We start from the raw sequence: 23,901 nt of genomic DNA on the forward strand, positions 1-23,901 counted from the left end.
GTAGACGATGTCTCGAGTAGCTAAGATGCCAATCGCAGTTCCAGCGGGCGCCGAAGTGGCGATCACTGCAGCAGCGATCACGGTCAAAGGCCCATTGGGCACCCTGGTCCAGCCGTTGAACGGCATGGTCAAGGTTGAAAACAACAACGGCACGCTGACGTTCGACGTGGTGGACGATTCGCGTGAATCGAACGCCATGTCGGGTACCCTGCGCGCCCTGGTCAACAACATGGTTGTCGGCGTCACCAAGGGCTTCGAGAAGAAGCTGAACCTGGTCGGCGTGGGCTACAAGGCGGCAGTGCAGGGCAATGCCCTGAACCTGTCGCTGGGCTTCTCGCACCCGGTGCTGCACGCGATGCCAGAAGGCATCACCGCAGCAACCCCGACCCCGACCGAAATCCTGATCAAGGGTATCGATCGTCAAAAGGTTGGTCAGGTTGCCGCCGAAGTGCGCGCTTACCGCTCCCCTGAGCCTTACAAAGGCAAGGGCGTCCGTTATTCGGACGAGGTGGTGAAGCTTAAAGAAACCAAGAAGAAATAATCGGAGCTGACGATGGACAAGAAAGAATCGCGTCTGCGTCGCGGACGCCAAACCCGCATCAAGATCGCGCAGTTGGGCGTGAACCGCCTGTCGGTGCACCGTACCAACCTGCACATCTATGCGAACCTGATCAGCCCGGATGCGAAGGTCCTGGTTTCGGCTTCGACGCTGGAAGCAGAAGTGCGCGCCGAACTGGCCGGTCAAAGCGGCAAGGGCGGCAACGCTGCCGCCGCTGCCCTGGTTGGCAAGCGCGTCGCAGAAAAAGCACTGAAGGCAGGAATCACCGAAGTCGCTTTCGACCGTTCGGGTTTCCGTTACCACGGCCGTGTGAAGGCGCTGGCAGAAGCCGCGCGTGAAGCCGGTCTGAAGTTCTAAGGAAGAATCGTCATGGCAAAAATGCAAGCGAAAATGGCAAGCGACAAGCCGGATGATGGCATGCGCGAAAAAATGATCGCGATCAACCGCGTGACCAAAGTGGTCAAGGGTGGTCGTATCATGGGTTTTGCAGCGCTGACCGTTGTCGGTGACGGCGATGGCCGCATCGGCATGGGTAAAGGCAAGTCGAAGGAAGTTCCAGTCGGCGTGCAAAAAGCGATGGAAGAAGCCCGCCGCAACCTGATCAAGGTGCCCCTCAAGAACGGTACGCTGCACCACACCGTTACCGGTCGTCACGGCGCCTCGCGCGTCATGATGTCGCCGGCCAAGCCAGGTACTGGCGTGATCGCTGGTGGCGCAATGCGCGCTATCTTCGAGGTGATGGGCGTGACCGACGTGGTCGCCAAGTCGACCGGTTCGTCGAACCCGTACAACCTGGTTCGCGCCACGCTCGACGGCCTGTCGAAAATGAGCACTGCTTCCGACATCGCAGCCAAGCGCGGCAAGTCGGTCGAAGACATCCTGGGTTAAGGGGAACAAACATGGCAAACACTGTCAAAGTCAAGCTCGTCAAGGGCCTGATCGGTACCCGTCAGGATCACCGTGCCACCGTGCGCGGCCTGGGTCTGCGTCGTGTCAACTCGGTCTCCGAGCTGCAGGACACCCCATCCGTGCGTGGCATGATCAACAAAGTCGCGTACCTCGTTAAAGTTGTATCGTAAGCCTCGGCTTACGAACGGAGAAAACAATGGAACTCAATACCATTCAACCAGCTGACGGCGCCAAGCACTACAAGCGCCGCGTCGGCCGCGGTATCGGCTCCGGCCTGGGCAAGACCGCTGGTCGCGGTCACAAGGGTCAGAAGTCGCGTTCGGGCGGCTTCCACAAGGTCGGCTTCGAAGGCGGTCAGATGCCTCTGCAGCGCCGTCTGCCGAAGCGCGGCTTCAAGTCGCTCAACGCAACCTTCAAGGCTGAAGTCCGTCTGTCGGACCTGAACGCCCTGGCGGTCGGCGACATCGACATTCTGGTGCTCAAGCAAGCAGGCATCCTGCCAGTGGTGGCACGCGACGTGCGCGTCATCCTGTCGGGCGAGATCACCCGTGCGGTGAACCTCAAGGGCCTGAAGGCGACCGCGGGCGCGAAAGCGGCCATCGAAGCAGCTGGCGGTTCGGTCGCCTAAAGCGACCGCTGCCTGATCGGAGCAAAAATTGGCGACTAATTCACAACTTGGTAAAAGCGCCGCTGCCGGCTTCCCCTGGAGTCGCTTGTGGTTTTTGCTTGGCGCATTGGTCGTGTACCGTATCGGTGCTCACATCCCGGTCCCCGGGATCGACCCGAACGAGCTGGCGGCGCTGTTCAAGCAGAACGAAGGCGGCATCCTGGGCATGTTCAACATGTTCTCGGGTGGCGCGTTGTCCCGCTTTACCGTGTTCGCACTCGGGATCATGCCCTATATTTCGGCTTCGATCATCATGCAGCTGGCGTCGATCGTCTCGCCGCAGCTGGAAGCGCTGAAGAAGGAAGGCGAAGCAGGACGCCGCAAGATCACCCAGTACACCCGCTACTTCACGGTGGCACTGGCTCTGTTCCAGGCGTTCGGCATCGCCGTCGCGCTCGAGGCTCAACCGAAACTCGTGATCGATCCGGGCCTGGCTTTCCGCTTCGTCACCGTCGTGACGCTGCTGACCGGCACCATGTTCCTCATGTGGCTGGGCGAGCAGATCACCGAACGTGGCCTCGGCAACGGCATCTCGATCATTATTTTCGCCGGTATCGCTGCCGGTCTGCCATCGGCACTGGGTAGCCTGTTCACCCTGGTGCAGAACGGTTCGATCGGTAATTTTGCCGCGATCTTCATCGTCATCCTGGTGGCTGTAGTGACGTTTATCGTCGTGTACGTTGAACGCGGACAGCGCAAGATCCTCGTGAATTACGCCAAGCGCCAGGTCGGCAACAAGGTGTACGGTGGCCAAACCAGCCACCTGCCTCTGAAGCTGAACATGGCCGGCGTGATTCCGCCGATCTTCGCTTCCTCGATCATCCTGTTCCCGGCGACGATCGTTGACTGGTACACCCGCGGCAAGGACGCCAATGGCCCGTTCATCGGGTTCTTGAAAGACCTGGCCGCATCCATGGGTACCGGTGAGCCGATCCACGCGTTGCTGTATGCGGTGGCGATCGTGTTTTTCTGCTTCTTCTACACCGCGCTGGTATTCAACAGCAAGGAAACGGCGGACAACTTGAAGAAAAGCGGCGCGTTTGTACCGGGCATCCGTCCGGGCGAGCAGACCGCACGCTACATCGACAAGATCCTGATGCGCCTGACCCTGGCTGGCGCCGTGTACATCACGGCCGTGTGCCTGGTGCCGGAGTTCCTGCAGTCGATCTGGAAAGTTCCTTTCTACTTCGGCGGCACCTCGCTCCTGATCATCGTGGTAGTCACGATGGACTTCATGGCACAAGTGCAGAACTACGTCATGTCGCAGCAATACGAATCGCTGCTGCGCAAGGCTAACTTCAAGGGCGGGATTCCGACGCGATAAGCGGGGAGTGCAGATACCGAATGGCAAAAGACGACGTCATCCAAATGCAAGGTGAGATTCTCGAGAATCTCCCAAATGCGACATTTCGCGTAAAGCTGGAAAACGGGCATGTGGTCCTGGGGCATATCTCGGGTAAAATGCGGATGAACTATATCCGCATTCTCCCGGGCGACAAGGTAACGGTGGAACTGACCCCGTACGACCTGTCCCGGGCACGCATCGTATTCCGGACCAAGTAAAAAACATTAAGTAAACTCACCAGGAGTACAACATGAAAGTTAATGCTTCAGTCAAGCGGATCTGCCGCAACTGCAAGATCATCAAGCGCAAGGGCGTGGTCCGCGTGATCTGCGTCGAGCCGCGTCACAAGCAGCGTCAAGGTTAAGAGGAATAACGAATGGCACGTATTGCAGGGGTTAACATCCCAAATCATCAGCACACTGTTATCGGCCTGACGGCGATCTATGGTATTGGCCGTCCACGCTCGCAGAAGATCTGCGATTCGACTGGTATCGCGACCAACAAGAAGGTCAAGGATCTCGACGATAACGAACTCGAGAAGCTGCGCGACGAAGTTGCGAAGTTTGTCGTGGAAGGCGACCTGCGCCGCGAACTGTCCATGAACATCAAGCGTCTGATGGATCTGGGCTGCTACCGCGGCATGCGTCACCGTAAGGGCCTGCCAGTGCGCGGCCAGCGTACCCGTACCAATGCACGTACCCGCAAAGGTCCGCGTAAAGCCGCTCAATCGCTGAAGAAATAATCTAGGAACCGACCATGGCTAAGCAACAAAGCAGCGCAGCAGCAGCACGCGTTCGTAAAAAAGTGAAGAAGAACGTGGCTGAGGGCATTGCCCACGTCCACGCTTCGTTCAACAACACCATCATCACGATCACCGATCGCCAGGGCAACGCCCTGTCGTGGGCGACGTCGGGTGGCGCTGGCTTCAAGGGCTCGCGTAAATCGACCCCGTTCGCGGCACAGGTCGCTGCTGAAGCAGCCGGCAAGGTCGCGCAGGAAAGCGGCGTGAAGAATCTGGAAGTGCGTATCAAGGGCCCAGGCCCAGGCCGTGAATCGGCTGTGCGCGCGCTGAACAACCTGGGCATCAAGATCACCGAGATCCAGGACGTGACGCCAGTTCCGCACAACGGCTGCCGTCCTCCAAAGCGTCGTCGTATCTAAGAACCGCCGGGCGGCTTCGCTGCCCAGTTGTTTCGATACATCGCGCAAGCGATTAGCAGTATCAAAAGCCGGTGCAGTATCCCGAATTCGGGTATACTGCCCGGCTGTTGTCGCCTTGGGCCCAGCGCCTGACAAAACTCTCATGGCTGCGTTGCATCGTCTCGCCGTACAGGCGTACTGCCTTCGACGACGCGCCTTGCCCTGAAAGTTTTGTCAAGCGCTCCCTCGGGCATCTTTTTTCAGCCACGTCCGCTCATCTACGGGTCGGACTAGCGCCTGCCGCATCGGCAACGATGCCTCTGGGGCGTGATTAATACATTAAAGGATTCAACGTGGCACGTTATATCGGACCAAAAGCAAAACTGTCGCGCCGTGAAGGCACTGACCTGTTCCTCAAGAGCGCACGTCGCTCGCTCGATTCGAAGTGCAAGCTGGACGTCAAGCCAGGCCAGCACGGCGTGAAATCGGGTGCCCGCACCTCCGACTACGGCAACCAGCTGCGCGAAAAGCAGAAGGTCAAGCGTATGTACGGCATCCTCGAGCGCCAGTTCCGCCGCTACTTCGCTGAAGCATCGCGCCGCAAGGGCAACACCGGCGAAACGCTGCTGAAGCTGCTGGAATCGCGCCTGGACAACGTCGCTTACCGCATGGGCTTCGGCTCGACCCGCGCTGAAGCGCGTCAGCTGGTGAGCCACAAGGCCTTCACCGTCAACGGTAACGTCGTGAACATCGCTTCGTACGCTGTCAAGACCGGCGACGTCATCGCCGTGCGCGAAAAGGCGAAGAAGCAAGTGCGTATCGTCGAAGCGCTGTCGCTGGCTGAACAAGTCGGCATGCCGAGCTGGGTCTCGGTCGACAGCAAGAAGATGGAAGGCACCTTCCGTTCGTTCCCAGAGCGTAACGAGATCGCCGCCGACGTCAACGAAGCACTGATCGTCGAACTGTACTCGCGTTAATCGTTTTTGAAGAGGCGCGCCTGCTCGGTATCCGAGGGGGCGTGCCTTCTTTGCGTTTTCGCTGCTACGCCAGATTCACCCAAGAATTCACCACATGCCATCAGCCTTATCGGTGTAACGAGCCGAGGGTATTGAAAAGGACATTTCATGCAAAATAGTTTGTTGAAGCCACGTATCATCGACGTCGAAGCCCTCGGTGCCGGTCACGCCAAAGTCGTGATGGAGCCATTCGAGCGCGGTTACGGCCACACCCTGGGCAACGCCCTGCGCCGTGTCCTGCTGTCGTCGATGATCGGCTACGCGCCGACCGAAGTGACCATCGCCGGTGTCGTGCACGAGTACTCGTCGCTGGACGGCGTGCAGGAAGACGTTGTCGACCTGCTGCTGAACCTGAAGGGCGTCGTGTTCAAGGTGCACAACCGTGACTCCGTCACCCTGACCCTGAAGAAGGAAGGCGAAGGCGCCGTCCTGGCATCGGACATCGACCTGCCGCATGACGTCGAACTGATCAACCCGGATCACGTGATCGCTCACCTGACCGCCGGTGGCAAGCTGGACATGCAGATCAAGGTCGAGAAGGGCCGTGGCTACGTTCCTGGTAACGTGCGCCGCCTGTCGGAAGACACCAACAAGACCATCGGCCGCATCATCCTGGACGCTTCGTTCTCGCCGGTGCGCCGCGTGTCGTACGCCGTGGAATCGGCCCGTGTCGAACAGCGTACCGACCTCGACAAGCTGATCATCAACATCGAGACCAACGGCGTCATCACCCCGGAAGAGGCGATTCGCCAGTCGGCCCGCGTGCTGGTTGACCAGCTCAACGTGTTCGCTGCCCTGGAAGGCACGGAAGCCGCCGCCGAAGCACCATCGCGTGCTCCGCTGGTCGATCCGATCCTGCTGCGTCCGGTCGACGACCTGGAACTGACCGTCCGCTCGGCAAACTGCCTGAAAGCGGAAAACATCTACTACATCGGCGACCTGATCCAGCGTTCGGAAAACGAACTGCTCAAGACGCCGAACCTGGGCCGCAAGTCGCTCAACGAAATCAAGGAAGTCCTTGCTTCGCGCGGCTTGACCCTGGGCATGAAACTCGAGAACTGGCCACCAGCCGGTTTGGAAAAGTAATTGCACCACCTGCCCGAACAATGTTGTCCGGGCAGTTTTAACCCTTATGAACCGGTCCGCGGTCATGCCTTGGCATGAACGATCGAAGAACTGGAAATTAAACACTCGAAAGGAAGTACCATGCGTCACCGTCACGGCCTCCGTAAGCTGAACCGTACCTCGTCCCACCGCCTCGCCATGCTGCGCAACATGACCGTCTCGCTGCTGCGTCATGAAGCCATCAAGACCACCGTGCCGAAAGCGAAGGAACTGCGTCGCGTCATCGAGCCGATCCTGACCCTGGGCAAGACCGACACCCTGGCAAACAAGCGCCTGGCCTTCGCTCGCCTGCGCGACCGCGAAATGGTGCAGAAGCTGTTCGCCGAACTGGGCCCACGTTACGCCAACCGCAATGGCGGCTACCTGCGCATCCTGAAAATGGGTTTCCGCGTGGGCGACAATGCGCCGATGGCCTACATCGAGCTGCTGGACCGTCCGGAAGTCACCTCGGCTGAAGAAGCACCGACCGCCGAGTAATTGCTCCGTTCGACAAGAAAAACCAGGCCTCGCGCCTGGTTTTTTTTCGCCTGTGGCAGCCGTGATCGGCCACCTGTCACCCAGCGGTACGAAGCCGGTGTACCATTCCGCTGCGCCGTCATCATCCGAAGAAATAAGCGAAAGAAGTCATGTCCCGTCTCCTGTCCCGCGCGCAGGCTTGCCTGCTTGCCATCCTGTCGCTGCTGATCCTGTTCGCCAGCCTGCCGCTGCCCGCGCGCGCGGCCCAGGACTTCCTCGACCCGGCCATGGCTTTCCGCTTCTCGGCGCGCATGGACGGCAACGACGCCGTCGTTACCTATGCGGTCGCGGACGGCTACTACATGTACCGCGAACGCTTCAAGTTCACCGCGACCGGCGCCAGGCTGGGCGAGCCCGACATCCCGCCCGGCAAGATCAAGTTCGACGAAACCTTCGGCAAGGACGTCGAGACTTACCACGGCAACGTCACCATCCGCATCCCGGTCGAAGGCAAGGGACCGTTCACCCTGAACGCCACCAGCCAGGGCTGTGCCGACGCCGGCCTGTGCTATCCGCCGCAGCAGGCGAGCGCCCAGCTGACGGTTGGGGAAACCGCGCCGCAAACGCGCCCGGCCGCCGCGCCCGCGCATCCGTTGTCCGGCGCGGGCGGCGGCACCGGGCCCGATACCGCGGCCAGTAGCGGCGCAAATACCGGCCCCGGCGCCGGCGCCAGTGCCCGCACTGAACCCGGCGCGGCTGCGTTAGCGCCCACGGAGCCGACGGTGCGAACACCCGCGCCGGCAAGCAAGGCGGCGTCTGCCGCGACGCCGCTTGCCGTCCCGGCCGCCGCATCCACCTCCGGTACCAACGCGCCTTCGGAAATGGCGGGCATCGGGGCCATCCTCCGGGGCGGGCGCCTGCTGGCGATCGTTCCAGCCTTCGCCCTGCTGGGCCTGGGCCTGGCGTTCACGCCCTGCGTGCTGCCGATGGTGCCGATCCTGTCGTCGATCATCGTCGGGCAGGGCGGCCAGGCGCACCGCGCCCGCGGCTTCCTGCTTTCGGCCACCTATTCGCTCGGCATGGCGGTCGTGTACACCGCCCTCGGCGTCGGCGCGGGCCTGGCCGGCGAAGGCCTGTCGGCTTCGCTCCAGAACCCATGGGTGCTGGGCACGTTCGCGCTCCTGATCGTGGCGATGGCCATGTCAATGTTCGGCTTCTACGAACTGCAGATGCCCGCTGCCCTGCAGACGAAGCTCGCGGGCGCGTCGAACCGCCAGAGCCCGGGCAAACTGGCCGGCGTGTTCGCCATGGGCGCGATCTCGGCCCTGATCGTCGGTCCCTGCGTGGCCGCGCCGCTGGCCGGTGCCCGGTCTACATCAGCCAGACGCGCGACGTGGTCGTCGGCGGCGCCGCGCTGTTCTCGATGGCGGTCGGGATGAGCATTCCGCTGTTGCTGGTCGGCGTCTCGGCCGGCTGGCTGCTGCCGCGCGCAGGCCCCCGGATGGAAAACGTCAAACGCTTCTTCGGCGTGCTGATGCTGGGCATGGCATTGTGGCTGGTGGCGCCGGTGCTGGCGAACGCCCTGCAGATGCTGCTGTGGGCGGGCTTGCTGCTGGGCTACGGCGCCTGGCTGCTGAGCCGCCGTGGCCACCCGCTGGCGATGGCCTTCGGCGTCGCGCTGGGGCTGCTGGGCGCCGTGCAGGTGGTGGGGCTGGCCAGCGGCGCGCGCGACGTCCTGGCGCCGCTCGCCACACTGACGGGTGGTGCGCACCAGGGTCTCGAGTTCCGCCGCGTGAAGACCGTCGCCGACCTCGACGCGGCCCTGGCCGCCAATCCCGGCAAGACCGCGATGCTCGACTTCTATGCCGACTGGTGCGTGTCGTGCAAGGAGATGGAAAAACTGACCTTCGTCGACCCGGCGGTCAAGGCGAAACTGGCGAACACGCTGCTGCTGCAGGTCGACGTCACCGCCAACGATGCCCACGACAAGGCGTTGCTCAAGCGCTTTGGCCTGTTCGGCCCTCCAGGGATCATTTTCTTTGGCCGCGACGGCAAGGAGATCGCGGACAGCCGCGTGATCGGGTACCAGGGCACGGAGAAGTTCCTGGGCTCGCTGCAGAAGCTCGAATAGCGGCGTCCGTAGGGTGGAGTCCCGACTCCACGCGGTACGGCGCGTGACCGCTCGCAACGCGATGGCGGCACGCACGCGATGGCGATGTCGCCCAGTTGTTCGTCAAGCAAACACCGCACCGCGTGGGCTCGAGAGCCCACCCTGCGAAAACATCGGCGGCCCGGCCGCCAGCGCAAAAAAAGGGATGCCGCGGCATCCCTTTTCCTCATCGGCTGAACGGTTCAGCTTTGCAGCGCCGCACCGCGCTCGCCGCCACGGCCGCCGTGGCCACGATGACCATGGTGACGGCCGCCGAAGCGCGTGGCTTTGCTATCGAGCACCTGCTTCTGTTCCGGCGTCAGCACGGCGTACAGGTTGTTCAGGGCAGCCAGGCGTGCTTCCATGCGCGCGGTACGCTGCTTCTGGCGCTCGATGTGCTGCTGCAGGCGCTGCGGTGCCGGCAGGGCGGCAAGCTTGCCACGCTCGCCTCCAACGCGCGCGTCGGCACGCTGGGCCGGCTTGCCTGCGGCAACGAAGGCGGAGAAGGCTGGTTCCTGCTGCGGCGTCAGCTTCAGTTCGGCGCGCAGCCTGGCGACGCGCTGCTCCCGGCGTTCGACCCGCTTCGCCTGGCGCTCGGCCTTGTGCGCTGCGCGCTGCTCGGCGCTGACGGCGTGGCCATGGCGGCCTTCCGACGCCGGCACGGTCGCCGTCACGGCTGCCGTCTGCGCGAGGGCGGTACCGGCGATACCAAGCGCGGTCAGGGCGATGAAGATGTTCTTGCGGAGGGTGTTCATGTGATGTCCTTGGATGTGTAAGTGGATCAGTTTGTGCATCCGAACCTCTCGCTGCACAGGACCTATCTTCTCTAAAAACTGTAACCCCAGCGTGTCCCCTGCCACGTACTTTGTATCAATATGTTTCCTTCCTGAATCCATATACATACCGATACAAATGGTCTGTGCAGGCTCGGATGAAGCAGGGATAATTGCGTTCATGGACAATCCCTCTACCATCCTCATCGTCGACGACGACCGCGACATCCGCCAGCTGCTGGCCGACTACCTCGAGTCGAACGGCTACCGCGCACTGGCCGCCGGCGACGGCACTGCGATGTGGAAAATCCTCGACGAGTCGCGTCCCGAACTGATCGTGCTCGACCTGAACCTGCCAGGCGACGACGGCCTCACGCTATGCCGCAAGCTGCGCGCCAGCTCGAGCCTGCCGGTCATCATGCTGACCGCCCGCAACGAGCCGCTCGACCGCATCCTCGGCCTGGAGATGGGTGCCGACGACTACCTGCCGAAACCCTTCGAGCCGCGCGAACTGCTGGCGCGCATCCGCAGCGTACTGCGCCGCTCGCATGCCATGCCTTCGAATGCGCCGGCCGAGAACGTGCAGCAGATGCGTTTTTCGAACTGGACGCTCGACCTCACCGCACGCCACCTGGTCAACCCGGACGGGCTCGTGATCATGCTGTCGGGCGCCGAGTTCCGGCTGCTGCGCGTTTTCCTCGAGCACCCGAACCGGGTACTGAACCGCGACCAGCTACTGAACCTCACGCAGGGGCGCGACGCCGACCCCTTCGATCGCTCGATCGACATCCAGATCAGCCGCCTGCGCCAGAAGCTGGGCGAGGACGCGCGCATGCCGCAGATCATCAAGACCGTGCGCAACGGCGGCTACGTGCTGGCCGGCCAGGTGACCGTGGAGCCAGCCGCGTGAGGGCTTTCATCGGCTCGATGACGGGCCGTGTCTTCGCCACCCTGCTGCTGGGGATCCCGGTATCGGCCGCGCTGACCCAGTGGCTGGCCGACGTCGAGCGCCAGCGCGTGCTCGAGCGCCAGCGCGACCAGACCCTGATCGAGCGCGCCGAGCAGCTGATCATGGCCACCGAGATCGTGCCGGCATCGACGCGGCGCGCCTACCTGGCCGTCGCCAACCGTCCGGGGCTGCTGCTCGCGGTCGGTTCGCCGCATCCGAGTGCAGCCCAGCCCACGGGCTTTTCGAAGACCCTGTCCGAGCGGCTCGGCAAGGACTACCAGATCGTCCCCGCGGCCGCCGCGCCCGACGCCTGCGCGCATCCGCCGCGCATGCCCATCCTGTACGGCCTGCTCAGCGCGGAGTGGCGCGGCGCCTGCGAAAACCTCAACGTGCGCCTGCGCGATGGCGAGCAGCTGCACTTGGCCGTGCTGCCGCCGCGGGCGCTCGCTCCGGCCGATACCGACTACCGCGCCGTGCTCGCGCTGTTTTTCGTCAGCACCGCTTTTCTGGCCTACCCGGTGGCGCGCATGACGACGCGTCCCCTGAAACAGCTGGCGCAGGCCGCGCAAGACCTCGGCAACGACATCAACCGCGCGCCGCTCGACCTGACCGGTGCCAGCGAGATTCGCCAGGCCAGCGCCGCCTTCAACGCGATGCAGGCGCGCATCCGCCAGTACATCTTCCAGCGCACGCAAATGCTGGCGGCGATCACCCACGACCTGCAGACGCCGCTCACGCGCATGCGCCTGCGCCTGGAAAAGGTGGACGACCGCGAACTGCAGGAACGCCTTATCGGCGACCTCTCGGCCATGCAGGCGATGGTGCGCGAGGGCCTGGACCTGGCACGCAGCATGGACGCGACCGAGAGCATGCAGATGCTCGACCTGGACTCGCTGCTGGCCTCGAGCTGCGACGATGCCGCCGATGCCAACCTGCCCGTCACGCTGGCCGGCCGTTCGAACATGGCCCTGCTGGGCCGCCCGCTCGACCTGCAGCGTTGCCTCGGCAACCTGATCGACAACGCCGTCAAGTATGGCCAGCAGGCCCAGGTCGTGGTCGACCGCGTGAACGGCGCCGCGCGCATCCGCGTGCGCGACAACAGGCCCGGCATTCCGCAGGCCGAGCTGACCCGCGTGTTCGATCCGTTCTACAGGGTGGAAACCTCGCGTTCGCGCGAATCGGGCGGTACCGGCCTCGGGCTGACCATCGCCCGCAACATCGCCGAACAGCATGGCGGCAGCATCGCGCTGGCGAACCCCCCGGACGGCGGCCTGGAAGTCACGCTGATGCTACCGGCGTATTATCCGGGAAAGTAGGCGCCTTACACGCAGGCGTCATAATGTCGGTCTTGCTGGATTAATGATTGAGGAAGCCGCCGGGACGCGCGGCAAGGGAATCGAATGAAAAAGAATACGCTCGCTGTGATCGCCATCGTCGTTGCCGCCGGAGCCGGCGCTGCCTGGACCATGAAGGGGACAGGCCAGGCCCACGAGGAAACCGGCAAGGGCGGAGGCCGCGGCGGCGCCGGGGCCGACCACGGTGAACGTGGTGACCCCGCAGCGCCAGGACGTCGGCGTCGACGTCGCTTCGAATGGCACCGTCACGCCGCAACGCACGGTGGACCTGCGTCCGCAAACGACCAGCACGATCCGCCAGGTGCACATCAAGGAAGGCCAGTTCGTGAAGGCCGGCCAATTGATGTTCTCGCTCGACGACCGCAGCGACCGCGCCAGCGTGGCCCAGGCCCAGGCGGAAGTGGCACGCGGCCGCGCCACCCTGGCCGACCTCGAGCGCCAGTACAAGCGCAGCGGGGAACTGTTTGCACAGAAATTTATTGCCCAGAGCGCCGTCGACACCCTGCACAGCCAGGTCGACGCCGCGCGCGCCGCGCTGGCCGCGAATTCGGCCGCCGTGCAGGCCAGCCAGGTCAATGCCAGCTACACCGCCATCCGCGCGCCAATGGCGGGCCGGGTCGGTGCCATCAATGTCTATCCGGGTTCGCTGGTGCAACCCGCCACCTCGCTCACCACGGTGACCCAGCTTGCCCCGATCGACGTCGCCTTCACGCTGCCTGAGTCAAACCTGGCTTCGCTGCTGGCGGCCCAGAAGCAGGGCACGGTACCGGTCGAGGCCAGCACCGGCGGGGACGCCAAGCCGGTGACGGGCCAGCTGAGCTTTGTCGACAACACGGTCGACCCGACCAGCGGCACCATTCGCGTGAAAGCCCAGTTCGGCAACGGCGACGGCCTGCTGTGGCCGGGCCAGTACGTGAACACCCGCGTCACGGTGCGCACGATCAAGGATGCGGTGGTGATTCCACAAAGTGCGATCATCATCAACGCGGAAGGCACCTTCGTCTACGTGGCCGAGCACGATGGGACGGCGCGCATGGTGCCGATCACGCGCCTGCACGCCTTCGGCCTGAACGCGGCGGTCACTGGCCTGGCCGGCAACGAGCAGGTGATCACGGAAGGCAAGCAGAACCTGCGTCCGGGCGGCAAGGTGCGATTGGCTGGTGCCAGGCAACAAGGCAAGCCCGGCGCGCAGGATGCGCCTGCGGCACGAAAGGATAAAGCGGCATGAATTTGTCCGAACTGTGTATCCGCCGCCCGGTCATGGTGGTGCTGCTGTCGATCAGCCTGGTGCTGGTCGGCATCCTCGCCTACATGCACATCCCGGTCGCGGCACTTCCCAGCTATAACACCCCGGTCATCAACGTCAGCGCCAACCTGCCCGGCGCCAGCCCGGAGACGATGGCGTCATCGGTGGCCCTGCCGCTGGAGAAGCAATTCTCGACGATTGCCGGCATCAAGCTCATCACGTCCACCAGTACCCAGGGCAGCACCTCGCTGACGCTGGAATTCGCCACCGAGATCGACGTCGACAAGGCTGCCGTCGACGTCCAGGCGGCCCTGCTCGGCGCCCAGCGCCAGCTGCCGCTGGAAATGACCGACCTGCCGTCCTACCGCAAGGTCAACCCGGCCGACTCGCCGATCCTGTTCATGCACATGACCTCGCCGTCGATGAACCTGTCGGAGCTGAACGACTACGCCGAAAACGTGGTCTCGCCGGCAATCTCGACCCTGCCGGGCATCGCGCAGGTCTCGGTCAATGGCGGCAAGCGCTTTGCCGTGCGCGTGCGGGCCCGCTCCGACATGATGAACGCCCGCAACATCTCGATGGATGAGCTGGCAGCGGCCCTGCGCGCGGCCAACTCGAACGCGCCGCTGGGCGTGCTCGACGGTCCGGCCCAGACGCTCACCATCCAGGGCGGCGGCCAGCTGATGAAGGCGGCCGATTTCGCCAAACTGATCGTTGCCACGCGTGACGGCCTGCCCGTGCACCTGCAGGACGTGGCGCAGGTGGAAGACAGCTACCAGTCGGTCAAGTCCGCGGCCAGCCTGAACGGCGAGCGATCGATCGTCCTGGTGGTGCAGCGCCAGCCGAACGCGAACACCGTGCAGGTGGTCGACTCGGTGCGCGCGCTGCTGCCGAAATTCGAAACGCAGCTGCCGGCCTCGATCAAGATCCACCTGGTGAACGACCGCTCGGTGTCGATCCGCGAAGCGATCCACGACGTCAACCTCACCCTCGCCGGCACCGTCGTGCTGGTCATCCTGGTGATCTTCCTGTTCCTGCACCGCCTGACCGCCACGCTCATTCCGGCGGTCACCGTGCCGATCTCGCTGCTGGGTGCATTGTCGCTGCTGTATGCCTTCGGCTATAGCCTCGACAATATCTCGCTGCTCGGCATTACACTGGCTGTCGGCCTCGTGGTCGACGATGCCATCGTGGTGCTGGAAAACATCGTGCGCCACATGGAGCTGGGCAAGAAACCCTTCCATGCGGCCCTGGTCGGCTCGCGCGAGATGGGTTTCACCATCGTCTCGATTTCGATCTCGCTGGTCGCCGTGTTCATCCCGATCTTCTTCATGCCGGGCGTGATCGGCCTGCTGTTCCGCGAATTCGCCGTGGTCGTCGGCCTGGCGGTGCTGGTCTCGGCCGCGGTGTCGCTGACACTCGTGCCGATGCTGTGCTCGCGCCTGATCAAGGACGGCGGCCACGTCGAGCCGCACGAGATGTCGTGGATCGGACGCCGCTTCGAGGCCATGTTCACCCGCGTGCGCAACGCCTATGCCCGCACCCTCGACGGCGCGCTGCGCCACCGCTTCCTGGTGCTCATGCTGGCGCTCGGCACCCTGGTGCTGACGGGGCTGCTGTACTCGACCATGCCGAAAGGCTTTTTCCCTGAGGAAGACCTGGGCCAGCTGCGGGTGACCGTCGAAGCCTCGGAAGACACCTCGTCGGCCGCGCTGCTGGCCTTGCAGGACAAGACCGTCGAGGCCATCCGCGCCAACAAGCACGTGCAGAGCGTGACCGCGTTCACCGGCGGCGGCAATACCGGCCGCATGTTCCTGGTGCTCGTGCCGCGCAAGCAGCGCCCGGCGATGCCGGAAGTGCTCGACGAACTGCGCAAGGCCACGCGCAACATCGCCGGCGTGCAAGTCTACATGGCACCGGTGCAGAACCTGCAGCTGGGCGGACGCCCGAGCAAGAGCCGCTACCAGTATTCGCTGCAGAGCGTATCGGGCGGGGAGATCGGCAACTGGGCCGACCAGTTCCTCGAGCGCATGCGCGCCAATCCGATCTTCCGCGACGTCACCAGCGATTCGCAGAACCGCGGCTTGCAGGCCACCCTCGACATCGACCGCGACAAGGCGGCGCTGCTCGGCGTCGACATGGCCGCCGTGCGCACCGTGCTGTATGCCACCTTCGGCGAGCGCCAGGTCTCGACCATCTATTCGAGCGCGGCGAGTTACTACGTGATCCTCGAAGCGGCCGAGGCCGACCGTCATTACGACGATGCGCTGTCGAAAGTATCGGTGCGTTCGAAATCGGGCGAACTGGTCAAGCTGTCGAGCTTTGCGAACGTGCGCCGCACGGTCGGCCCGATCGCCATCAACCACCAGGGACAATTGCAGGCGATCACGCTCGCGTTCAACCTGGCACCGGGCGTGCCGCTGGGCGACGCCACCGCCGCCATCGACGAGATGGGGCGCGACATGAAACTGCCGGCCTCGATCATCACGCAATATGGCGGCGACGCCGCGGTGTTCCAGGACACGCAGTCGAGCCAGCTGATCCTGATCATCACGGCCATCGGCGTCATCTACGTGCTGCTCGGCGTCCTGTACGAAAGCTATATCCACCCGCTGACCATCCTTGCCGGCTTGCCGTCGGCGGCGGTCGGGGCGCTGCTGACCCTGTGGCTGTTCGACATGGACCTGACGCTGATTGCCATGATCGGCATCCTGATGCTCATCGGTATCGTCAAGAAGAACGCCATCATGATGATCGACTTCGCCCTCGACGCGCAGAGGAATGCCGGCATGACCCCGGTCGAGGCGATCCGCGAGGCCTGTATCCTGCGCTTCCGGCCGATCCTGATGACGACCCTGGCCGCGATGATGGGCGCACTGCCGATCGCGCTGGGCATCGGCGCTGGCGCGGAACTGCGCCAGCCGCTGGGCCTGGCCGTGGTGGGCGGCCTGATCTTCTCGCAGGTCATCACGCTCTACATCACGCCGGTGATCTACCTCTACCTCGACAAGTACAGCGGCACCGGGCCGATGACGGACGACGACGTGGCGGCCGCGGAAAGCGCGCATGCCGGGCATGCCGCCCACGAGGCCGCCAAGCACCCGCTCCAGGCCCGCTGAAACAAGTTGTAACAACCATCAGGATAGCCTGCCTGTAAGCTGAGCCAGGAAATATTGCTTCGGAACGCGGCCGTGCGTGGAAGACCCAAACCGGGTAGACTCCGCATTGGCCGCCTTTCGCTTATTTGGCTACCTGGAAAGTGCTATTGAACTTGCGTGACAATCTCCATACCTGCAGCAACGACAGCGATGTCTGCGCACATTGCGGCCAGCCTCTGTCCGCACGCCCGGCGCTCCAGTATGGCGAGCGCCGCGCCAGCCGCACGGGCCTGGCCGTCACCATCCTGCTGCACCTGCTGCTGGTCGCGCTGTACTTTTACCAGCCCGATCGCCCCGAGAAGAAAGCCCGGCCGAGCGGCGGCAGCGAAATCGTCTACGTCGCGCCGCTGAGCAAGCCGCCGCCGCAAAAGTCGTCCACGCCGACCACCACACCCTCGAAGAAGACGCCGAAAACGCAGCCAACGCGCCCGCGCGTGGAACGCCTGCCGGACACCATCACCTTGCCGGACGAGAAGCCGGTCGAGGTGGCGAAGGAGCCGACGCCGGAACCCAAGCCCGAAGCCAAGCGCGAAGAAATTCCGCCAGAAATGGACATGGCCGCCTACATCGCCAGGCGCCGCCAGGCCCGCGGCGCGGTCGACCCCAGCACCAGTACCGAGGAAAGCGAAGCCGCGCGCGGCACCCGCAATGCGCTGGCGAACATTGCCGCCATCAACAACCGCGGCCGCGACGATGCGAACGAAACCGGCGGCGTGTTCTCGATATCGAACCGGACCTTCCACAGCCTCGACCTGAAGTTCCGCGGCTGGAACCCGAACTTCAAGCGCCGCTGGCTGACCTCGGTGACGGTGGAGCAGGGCAGCGAGTCCGATCTGGAAACGGCCGTGGTCAAGAAGATGATCGAGCTGATCCGCCGTGAAAAGACCGGCGACTTCGACTGGGACTCGCACCGCCTGGGACGGGTCGTGACGATGAGCGCGCGCGTCAAGGATACCGAGGAACTGCAAGCCTTCTTGTTGAAGGAAATGTTCCCGGACTACAAGCCCCCAGTGAAATAAGTTCACGGCCAGCGCCTCGATTTCGTAGGGTGGAGTCCTGACTCCACGCGGTGTCACGGTATGTGTTCAAGCGCCATGAGCGGCATCGGCATGCTTTGCTCAAATCGTAGGGTGGGCTCTTGAGCCCACGCGGTGTCATCCCGTGCATACAGGGCGACACGACCGATAACGGCACACTTTGCGCGGCGCTAGACCCTTGCCGCAGCGTGTTTTTTTACCGGGAATGGCTGCGAACGGCCGGCGCCTCCGCCGGCGCGCACCTTTGCGGTGCGCCAGTTATCCCGCATACGGACGAGCTAGGCTGATTCCAAGCCCAGCCGGTTCGTGCCCACCCCGGGCGCAGGCGGGCGGTCCTCCACGGAGCGTCCCATGAGCAAGAAGCCACACACTGCCTTCAGCCCGTCACGTCGCGCAACCCTGTTCAAGACCGGCGCGGTGCTCGCCACGAGCATGCTGCCCTTCGGCCTGCCCTCGGCGCAGCCGGTCATTCCGACACCCTATTTCCGTGCCTTCCGCCGCTATAACGCCTCCGCTTCCAAGGCGGGCGAACGCATGCTCAAGAGCTATGCGAAAGCCGTGCGCGCCATGCTGGCGCTGCCGCCCGAGGACCCGCGCAACTGGTACCGCCACGCCATCGTCCACACGCTCGACTGCCCGCACGGCAACTGGTGGTTCCTGCCCTGGCACCGCGGCTACCTCGGCTGGTTCGAGCAGATCTGCCGCGAACTCTCCGGCGACCCGCGCTTCGCGCTGCCGTACTGGGACTGGACCGCCGAACCGAAGATCCCCGATGGCATGTTCTACGACGTGCTGGACCCCAATCACGAGGCCTATATCCCGACCGCAGCCGACTTCGACAACCGCCTGCGCACGGCGATTGCCAATTCCGGCTACTGGACCTCCCCGGGCGGCACCTTCACCCGCCGCAGCCAATACGGCCAGCTGCTCGCGCGCGGCGTGCGCTTCGAGCAGGACCTGATGTTCGACATCATCACCGATCCGTCCGGCCGCCTGTTCTACGAGCAGCCGGGCGCGCGCGGACTGCGGCGCGAACGTCCGCAATTGAATGCCGCCACAGGCGACTCGGTTTCGATCGCCACCATCCGCGCCGCGCTCGACGCACCCGACTTTCCCACCTTCGCCAGCCCGAAGAGTTCGAACCACGGCACGCCGGCCGGCTTCGGCATCCTGGAAGCGAAGCCGCACAACTCCGTCCACCGCTGCGTCGGCTCGCGCGACTGCAACTTCGTCGAGGGCCAGGGCTTCATGGCCGACATGCTCTCGCCCGTCGACCCCGTCTTCTTCCTGCACCACGCCAACATGGACCGCCTGTGGGACGTGTGGGAACGCAAGCAGAAGCGCCTCGGCCTGCCTACCCTGCCGGCAGGCGTGGAACTGCGTACCGACCTGCCGGACAACCAGAAATCGCCCGAGGAAAAGGCGACCGATTACTACCGCTGGGCGCGCGAACCGATGCTGTTTTTCGTCGACAAGAATGGCGCGCCGGTCACGAAGACCGAGGCCGGCGACTATGCCTCGGTGGCCGCGTTCAACTACGACTACGAGCCCGGTTCCGGCGAGGACTCGGTCCCGCGTACCACGTCGCAGCCGCGCGCACGCTCGGCTGGCCGGCGCGTCTTCCCCGGCACGGTACAAACCCGGCAGGTGCATGGCGAGCAGCCCGCCAGCGCCACCGTCGCGGTGCCAGCAGCCACGCTGGCCTCCGCCGCTGCATCCGGCGTCACGCTGGTAGCAAACATCACGCTGAACTTCGCCGGCATGGCGCACGATCCGTATGTCGTCGTGCTCAACGGCCCCGACGACTTATCAAACATCGACGCCACCAGCCCGTTTTACCTGGCGACCATCGTCATGTTCGGCCACCACGCCAACTGCGGCGCGCTGACCTATGCGCTGCCGCTGGGCGAGAAACTGGCCTCGTCAGGCACGTCCGGCCCGCGCAGCGACGGTACGCTGCGCGTGCGCGTGGTGCCGCTGCACACGGCAATGGGGCACCACGGGATGGGGGAGGCGAGTGCGGTGGAACTGCTGGCGGTGAATGTCGAGGCCTATTGAACCGGAGCCGACAAGCCAGCACCAGACACACCGCGTCCCGGCATGGTGTGTCTTGAATGTGTGCTTGTTGGCATCCCGGCAGGAGGAGGCCGACCTCCGGCCTCCCTGCCATATGGGCGCACTTGCAACAGCGCCTTACGCAGGAGAAATTTGCTTTCTGTATTGACGAAACTTCCGGTAGTCTTTCCAGTACATACCGTCCGGTACGATCACCTGCTGTCACACTGGAAGCGAGATGCCTACCTACATACTGAACGGCCCCGTGGGCCAGCGCGGCCCCGGCAAAAAAGTCTGCACCTTCACTGGCGGGACGCTGCAAGATCCGAGCATGAAACTGGGACCGGACGGGGCGCACTGGGCCGTGCTCACTGCCGACGAGGTCGTAACGCTGACGACGGAGCACGTCCGTTACCAGCACGTCGCGGCTGTGCCGATCAGGCACCTGTGCGCACAGAAGAGCGGGTGGGCATTCACGGTATTCGGCTCTTCCTTGCCCCACGCCGTCGCCTTCCTGCACATCCGCCCGCCGGTAGCACTCGTCGCGGCAATGGGGGATGCCCCGAACCGGATGGAGTTCTCGGGCGCCGATCTTCTCAGGTGTTACCTGCGCGCGGCCGACGGCGTGCGCAGCCCGCGCGTGTGGCGGCGCGAGATGCCTGGCTGGGATGAGATCGCAGTCAATTTCTGCGTCGACCGGGCGGCATAGGGGGCGGCCCAGATTGGAAGCGACGCGACCGGAAACCCTGCCCCGGCACGGCTTCTATTTTATCGCTGCACCAGCCAGAACGGCAGCGCAATAAAGCCCAGTCCGAAGATCACCACCAGCCAGAGCCAGCGATGGGCGCCGGGGCGGATGGTGCTGCGATGCGGATTACGCGGGTTGAAGGCGACAGGGAGCCGCTGGCCGGAACTGTATCCGCTGCCGGACTCAGCGGCATTGGCGCGGCTGGACACCCCGGAACCGAGGCTGCTCTTGCCCCGGTAGACTTTACCGTCGACGACGTATCGGTAATGCAGGACAGGGTAGTAGAAGACCGCGTTCTGGCTGCTGCCGATGTCGCCCCGGGTCTTCACCACCGCCACTTCGACGACCGTTCCCGCTACTTGCGGCCAGCTGGCCGACCCGCGGTACCTGTACAGGCCGGCCGCGCCAACTGCTGCAATAGCAACGCCCACCAGCACCGGTACCCATTCGCCGGCCACCGCTTACCCGCCTGCCTTCAGCTTCCTCGCCACGTCCAGCGCAAAATAGGTCAGCACGCCATCGGCGCCGGCGCGTTTGAAGGCCATCATCGATTCCATCATGACCTTGTCGTGATCTAACCAGCCGTTCTGCGCGGCGGCCTTGATCATCGCGTACTCGCCGCTGACCTGGTAGGCAAAGGTCGGCACCTTGAATTCGTCTTTTACGCGGCGCACGATGTCGAGATAGGGCATGCCTGGTTTGACCATCACCATGTCCGCACCTTCGGCGATGTCGAGCGCCACTTCGCGCAGGGCTTCATCGCTGTTGGCCGGGTCCATCTGGTAGGTGTTCTTGTCGGCCTTGCCGAGGTTGGCGGCCGAACCGACGGCGTCGCGGAAGGGGCCGTAGAAGGCAGACGCGTATTTGGCTGAATAGGCCATCAGGCGCGTGTGGATGAAGCCGCGTTCTTCCAGGGCGGAGCGGATCACGCCCATGCGCCCGTCCATCATGTCCGAGGGCGCGACGACGTCGACACCGGCTTCGGCCTGGGCCAGTGCCTGGCGCGTCAGCATGGCGATCGTCTTTTCGTTGACGATATAACCGGTTTCGTCGGGCAGGCCGTCCTGGCCGTGGGTGGTGTAGGGATCGAGCGCGACGTCGGTCAGGATGCCCAGTTCCGGGAAATGCTTTTTCAGCGCGCGCACAGCCCGCGGCACCAGCCCGTCCGGATTGGTCGCTTCCACGCCATCATAGGTTTTCAGCGACGCATCGATCACCGGGAACAGCGCCAGCACCGGAATGCCCAATGCCACGCATTCCTCGGCCACCTTCAGCAGGAGGTCGACCGACACGCGCTCCACGCCCGGCATCGACGCCACCTGCTGGCGCTGGTTCTCGCCGTCGAGGATGAAGACGGGGTAGATCAGGTCCGATGCCGTGACGGTGTTTTCGCGCATCAGGGCGCGCGAGAACGGATCGCGGCGCATGCGGCGCATGCGGGTGTTCGGATACTGGCCGGTAATGATGGAAGACATCGTGCTCGCTTTCGTCAGGGTTGGTCGGGGGCTGGGGCGGCGTCGCCTTCGTCCTGCGCATCGGCCTCGTCGACCTCGTCGCGGTCCAGTCCAATCAATTCCTGGATCTTGGCGTCCGCTTCCTCGATGCCGATGCGCTTCAGGGCCGAGAACAGCTGCACCGTGAACGGGAAGCCTTCGCCATCCTCGTCGACATAGCTTTCCAGCACGCCTTTCGCCTCGCGCAGCACGTTGGCCTGCTCGTTGCGGTTGAGCTTATCGGCCTTGGTGAGGATGCAGTGGATCGGCTTGCCGGTGGGGGCGAACCATTCGAGCATCTGCACGTCGAGGTCGGTGAAGGGACGGCGCGAGTCCATGATCAGCACCAGGGCAGCGAGCTGCTCGCGCCGCTGGACGTAGTCGCCCAGCAGCTTTTGCCAGTGCAGCTTGGCATTGCCCGACACTTCCGCATAGCCATAACCCGGCAAGTCCACCAGCAGGGCGCGGATTTCCTCGACGATGGTCGGATCCTTGCGGTGCTGGCCGACGTGGGCGCCGCCGATCGAGAAATAGTTGATGTGCTGGGTACGGCCAGGGGTCTTGGAGGCGAATGCCAGGCCCTTCTGGTTGGTCAGGATGTTAATCGCGGTCGACTTGCCCGCGTTGGAACGGCCGGCGAAGGCGATCTCGGGCACCACGGTGTTGGGGAGATCGCGCAGCTGGTTGACGGTCGTGAAGAAGCGGGCTTGCCAGAGTTTGGACATGGGGAGAGGTGAAAAAGGCAATGAATTGAAGCAATGAAAAAACAAAGCTATTGTACAATAAGGGGTTGGTGGTTGGACCTCGATCAACCTACTGCGCGTCGGATTGGCGTCCTGCGATGCTCCGCAACGGCGGACCGGCTGTACTCCTCGTACAGCTGCGCTTCTCGGACACCACTCCTTCCGCTCGCTACGGTTGCTCGAGGCCCCGTTACGCTGTCGGTGGGGGCCGCTTTAGTTCTTTACAATCTGTTGTCGACTTTTTCAGGGTGCTCGAATGAATCGTGTGTCTGTATCGTCCGCTGCTGCGGTGTTCGTGAAATCGTTGTTGGTTGCAAGCCTGGCGTTCGCCGGCGCTGCCCATGCACAGCACGCCGCCGCCCCGGCTGCCGCCAAGCCCGACGCCGCCAAGGGCGCCACCCTGTACGACGGCGGCGACAACGTTAGAGGCCTGCCGGCCTGCGTATCCTGCCACGGCGCCAACGGCAATTCGAGCATTGCCGTCAATCCGAAACTGTCGTCGCAGATCGAAGCCTACACCCACAAGCAGCTGGTCGACTTCACCACGCCGAACCGCCAGCACCCGGTCATGACCACCTACGCCAAGATGCTCACCGAGGAAGAAAAGCGCAACATCGCCGCCTACCTCGCTACCCAGAAAACCAAACCGGGCGCCGCCAAGAACAAGGACACGGTCGAACTGGGCCGCAAGATCTATCGCGGCGGCATTGCCGAGAAAGGCGTTGCTGCCTGCGCCAGCTGCCACGGCGCCGCCGGTGCCGGCATCCCGGTGCAGTATCCGCGCCTGGCCGGCCAGCAGCAGGACTACACGCTGGCCCAGCTGGTCTCGTTCAAGAACGGCACCCGCAACAACAGCCCGCAGATGACGGCGCTGTCGCAGCGCATGTCGGAAGCGGAGATGAAGGCGGTGGCCGACTATATCGCCGGCCTGCGCTGATTTGCCAGGCGCTTCGAGTCGGACAGAACTGTGAGGGAAGG

25 protein-coding genes and 1 pseudogene are annotated in these 23,901 nt (G+C 63.9%); 22 read left to right on the plus strand and 4 right to left on the minus strand.

Annotated elements, in window-relative coordinates:
• The first annotated feature begins 7 nt into the window (after positions 1 to 7).
• From rplF to dsbD, 14 genes and pseudogenes are all read left to right on the plus strand, one after another.
• Positions 8 to 541 carry a 50S ribosomal protein L6 gene (gene rplF, locus G4G31_RS06145; RefSeq protein WP_182990710.1) on the plus strand — a complete coding sequence of 178 codons (534 nt, stop codon included), beginning with the start codon at positions 8 to 10 and terminating at the stop codon, positions 539 to 541.
• Positions 542 to 553: 12 nt separating this feature from the next.
• Positions 554 to 916: a 50S ribosomal protein L18 gene (gene rplR / locus G4G31_RS06150; RefSeq protein WP_119811786.1), complete on the plus strand. Its 363-nt coding sequence runs from the start codon at positions 554 to 556 to the stop codon at positions 914 to 916.
• Positions 917 to 928: 12 nt separating this feature from the next.
• Entirely contained in the window at positions 929 to 1,447 is a 519-nt protein-coding gene (gene rpsE, locus G4G31_RS06155; protein WP_036208946.1) for a 30S ribosomal protein S5, read from the plus strand.
• A gap of 11 nt (positions 1,448 to 1,458) precedes the next feature.
• Entirely contained in the window at positions 1,459 to 1,638 is a 180-nt protein-coding gene (gene rpmD, locus G4G31_RS06160; RefSeq protein ID WP_036246278.1) for a 50S ribosomal protein L30, read from the plus strand.
• A gap of 26 nt (positions 1,639 to 1,664) precedes the next feature.
• A complete protein-coding gene (gene rplO, locus G4G31_RS06165) occupies positions 1,665 to 2,096 on the plus strand; it encodes a 50S ribosomal protein L15 (protein WP_182990711.1) in 432 nt (143 codons plus the stop codon).
• 28 nt (positions 2,097 to 2,124) lie between these two features.
• Positions 2,125 to 3,459, plus strand: a complete 1,335-nt coding sequence (secY, locus tag G4G31_RS06170) for a preprotein translocase subunit SecY (protein ID WP_182990712.1) — start codon at positions 2,125 to 2,127, stop codon at positions 3,457 to 3,459.
• Between the two features lie 20 nt (positions 3,460 to 3,479).
• Complete coding sequence (gene infA, locus G4G31_RS06175) at positions 3,480 to 3,698, plus strand: translation initiation factor IF-1 (protein WP_005663428.1); 219 nt, start codon at positions 3,480 to 3,482, stop codon at positions 3,696 to 3,698.
• A gap of 32 nt (positions 3,699 to 3,730) precedes the next feature.
• Complete coding sequence (gene rpmJ / locus G4G31_RS06180; protein WP_005663407.1) at positions 3,731 to 3,844, plus strand: 50S ribosomal protein L36; 114 nt, start codon at positions 3,731 to 3,733, stop codon at positions 3,842 to 3,844.
• Between the two features lie 12 nt (positions 3,845 to 3,856).
• The gene (gene rpsM / locus G4G31_RS06185) at positions 3,857 to 4,222 is read left to right on the plus strand and encodes a 30S ribosomal protein S13 (RefSeq protein WP_027867244.1); all 366 of its coding nucleotides are present in this window, start codon (positions 3,857 to 3,859) and stop codon (positions 4,220 to 4,222) included.
• Positions 4,223 to 4,236: 14 nt separating this feature from the next.
• On the plus strand, positions 4,237 to 4,641 hold the full coding sequence (rpsK, locus tag G4G31_RS06190) for a 30S ribosomal protein S11 (protein ID WP_005663404.1): 405 nt from the start codon (positions 4,237 to 4,239) through the stop codon (positions 4,639 to 4,641).
• A 332-nt stretch (positions 4,642 to 4,973) separates the two neighbouring features.
• Positions 4,974 to 5,597 carry a 30S ribosomal protein S4 gene (rpsD, locus tag G4G31_RS06195; protein ID WP_182990713.1) on the plus strand — a complete coding sequence of 208 codons (624 nt, stop codon included), beginning with the start codon at positions 4,974 to 4,976 and terminating at the stop codon, positions 5,595 to 5,597.
• Between the two features lie 147 nt (positions 5,598 to 5,744).
• Positions 5,745 to 6,722 carry a DNA-directed RNA polymerase subunit alpha gene (locus G4G31_RS06200; protein ID WP_026354946.1) on the plus strand — a complete coding sequence of 326 codons (978 nt, stop codon included), beginning with the start codon at positions 5,745 to 5,747 and terminating at the stop codon, positions 6,720 to 6,722.
• 120 nt (positions 6,723 to 6,842) lie between these two features.
• Positions 6,843 to 7,238, plus strand: coding sequence for a 50S ribosomal protein L17 (gene rplQ / locus G4G31_RS06205; RefSeq protein WP_182990714.1), 396 nt, complete (start codon positions 6,843 to 6,845; stop codon positions 7,236 to 7,238).
• A gap of 149 nt (positions 7,239 to 7,387) precedes the next feature.
• Positions 7,388 to 9,348, plus strand: a pseudogene (gene dsbD / locus G4G31_RS06210) (protein-disulfide reductase DsbD).
• 221 nt (positions 9,349 to 9,569) lie between these two features.
• Here the strand turns inward: dsbD and G4G31_RS06215 are convergent.
• Positions 9,570 to 10,121, minus strand: coding sequence for a Spy/CpxP family protein refolding chaperone (locus tag G4G31_RS06215; protein WP_182990715.1), 552 nt, complete (start codon positions 10,119 to 10,121; stop codon positions 9,570 to 9,572).
• A gap of 199 nt (positions 10,122 to 10,320) precedes the next feature.
• Between G4G31_RS06215 and G4G31_RS06220 the strand changes: the two genes are divergently transcribed.
• The 7 genes from G4G31_RS06220 (at position 10,321) to G4G31_RS06250 (ending at position 20,648) form a co-directional block, all read left to right on the plus strand.
• Complete coding sequence (locus G4G31_RS06220; RefSeq protein ID WP_182990716.1) at positions 10,321 to 11,049, plus strand: response regulator; 729 nt, start codon at positions 10,321 to 10,323, stop codon at positions 11,047 to 11,049.
• On the plus strand, positions 11,046 to 12,404 hold the full coding sequence (locus G4G31_RS06225; RefSeq protein ID WP_182990717.1) for an ATP-binding protein: 1,359 nt from the start codon (positions 11,046 to 11,048) through the stop codon (positions 12,402 to 12,404). The genes G4G31_RS06220 and G4G31_RS06225 overlap by 4 nt, the downstream gene beginning before the upstream one ends.
• A 223-nt stretch (positions 12,405 to 12,627) precedes the next feature.
• Positions 12,628 to 13,671, plus strand: coding sequence for an efflux RND transporter periplasmic adaptor subunit (locus G4G31_RS06230; RefSeq protein ID WP_229425408.1), 1,044 nt, complete (start codon positions 12,628 to 12,630; stop codon positions 13,669 to 13,671).
• Entirely contained in the window at positions 13,668 to 16,808 is a 3,141-nt protein-coding gene (locus tag G4G31_RS06235) for an efflux RND transporter permease subunit (RefSeq protein WP_182990718.1), read from the plus strand. The genes G4G31_RS06230 and G4G31_RS06235 overlap by 4 nt, the downstream gene beginning before the upstream one ends.
• Positions 16,809 to 16,960: 152 nt before the next feature.
• Positions 16,961 to 17,866 carry a hypothetical protein gene (locus G4G31_RS06240; RefSeq protein ID WP_182990719.1) on the plus strand — a complete coding sequence of 302 codons (906 nt, stop codon included), beginning with the start codon at positions 16,961 to 16,963 and terminating at the stop codon, positions 17,864 to 17,866.
• A gap of 369 nt (positions 17,867 to 18,235) precedes the next feature.
• Positions 18,236 to 19,942, plus strand: coding sequence for a tyrosinase family protein (locus tag G4G31_RS06245; protein ID WP_182990720.1), 1,707 nt, complete (start codon positions 18,236 to 18,238; stop codon positions 19,940 to 19,942).
• Positions 19,943 to 20,177: 235 nt separating this feature from the next.
• Positions 20,178 to 20,648, plus strand: a complete 471-nt coding sequence (locus tag G4G31_RS06250) for a hypothetical protein (protein ID WP_182990721.1) — start codon at positions 20,178 to 20,180, stop codon at positions 20,646 to 20,648.
• A gap of 59 nt (positions 20,649 to 20,707) precedes the next feature.
• Here G4G31_RS06250 and G4G31_RS06255 read toward each other — a convergent pair whose 3' ends face one another.
• From G4G31_RS06255 to yihA, 3 genes are read right to left on the minus strand one after another with little or no spacing between them, the layout of a single operon-like run.
• A complete protein-coding gene (locus G4G31_RS06255) occupies positions 20,708 to 21,145 on the minus strand; it encodes a DUF3592 domain-containing protein (protein ID WP_182990722.1) in 438 nt (145 codons plus the stop codon).
• Positions 21,146 to 21,148: 3 nt separating this feature from the next.
• Positions 21,149 to 22,162: a porphobilinogen synthase gene (gene hemB / locus G4G31_RS06260; protein ID WP_182990723.1), complete on the minus strand. Its 1,014-nt coding sequence runs from the start codon at positions 22,160 to 22,162 to the stop codon at positions 21,149 to 21,151.
• A gap of 14 nt (positions 22,163 to 22,176) precedes the next feature.
• A complete protein-coding gene (yihA, locus tag G4G31_RS06265; RefSeq protein WP_182990724.1) occupies positions 22,177 to 22,905 on the minus strand; it encodes a ribosome biogenesis GTP-binding protein YihA/YsxC in 729 nt (242 codons plus the stop codon).
• A gap of 274 nt (positions 22,906 to 23,179) precedes the next feature.
• On the opposite strand from yihA, the gene G4G31_RS06270 reads away from it, so the two are divergent.
• On the plus strand, positions 23,180 to 23,860 hold the full coding sequence (locus G4G31_RS06270) for a cytochrome c (RefSeq protein ID WP_182990725.1): 681 nt from the start codon (positions 23,180 to 23,182) through the stop codon (positions 23,858 to 23,860).
• Positions 23,861 to 23,901: the final 41 nt, after the last annotated feature.

The sequence above is a fragment of the Massilia sp. Se16.2.3 genome (assembly GCF_014171595.1).
Lineage (GTDB): Bacteria > Pseudomonadota > Gammaproteobacteria > Burkholderiales > Burkholderiaceae_D > Telluria.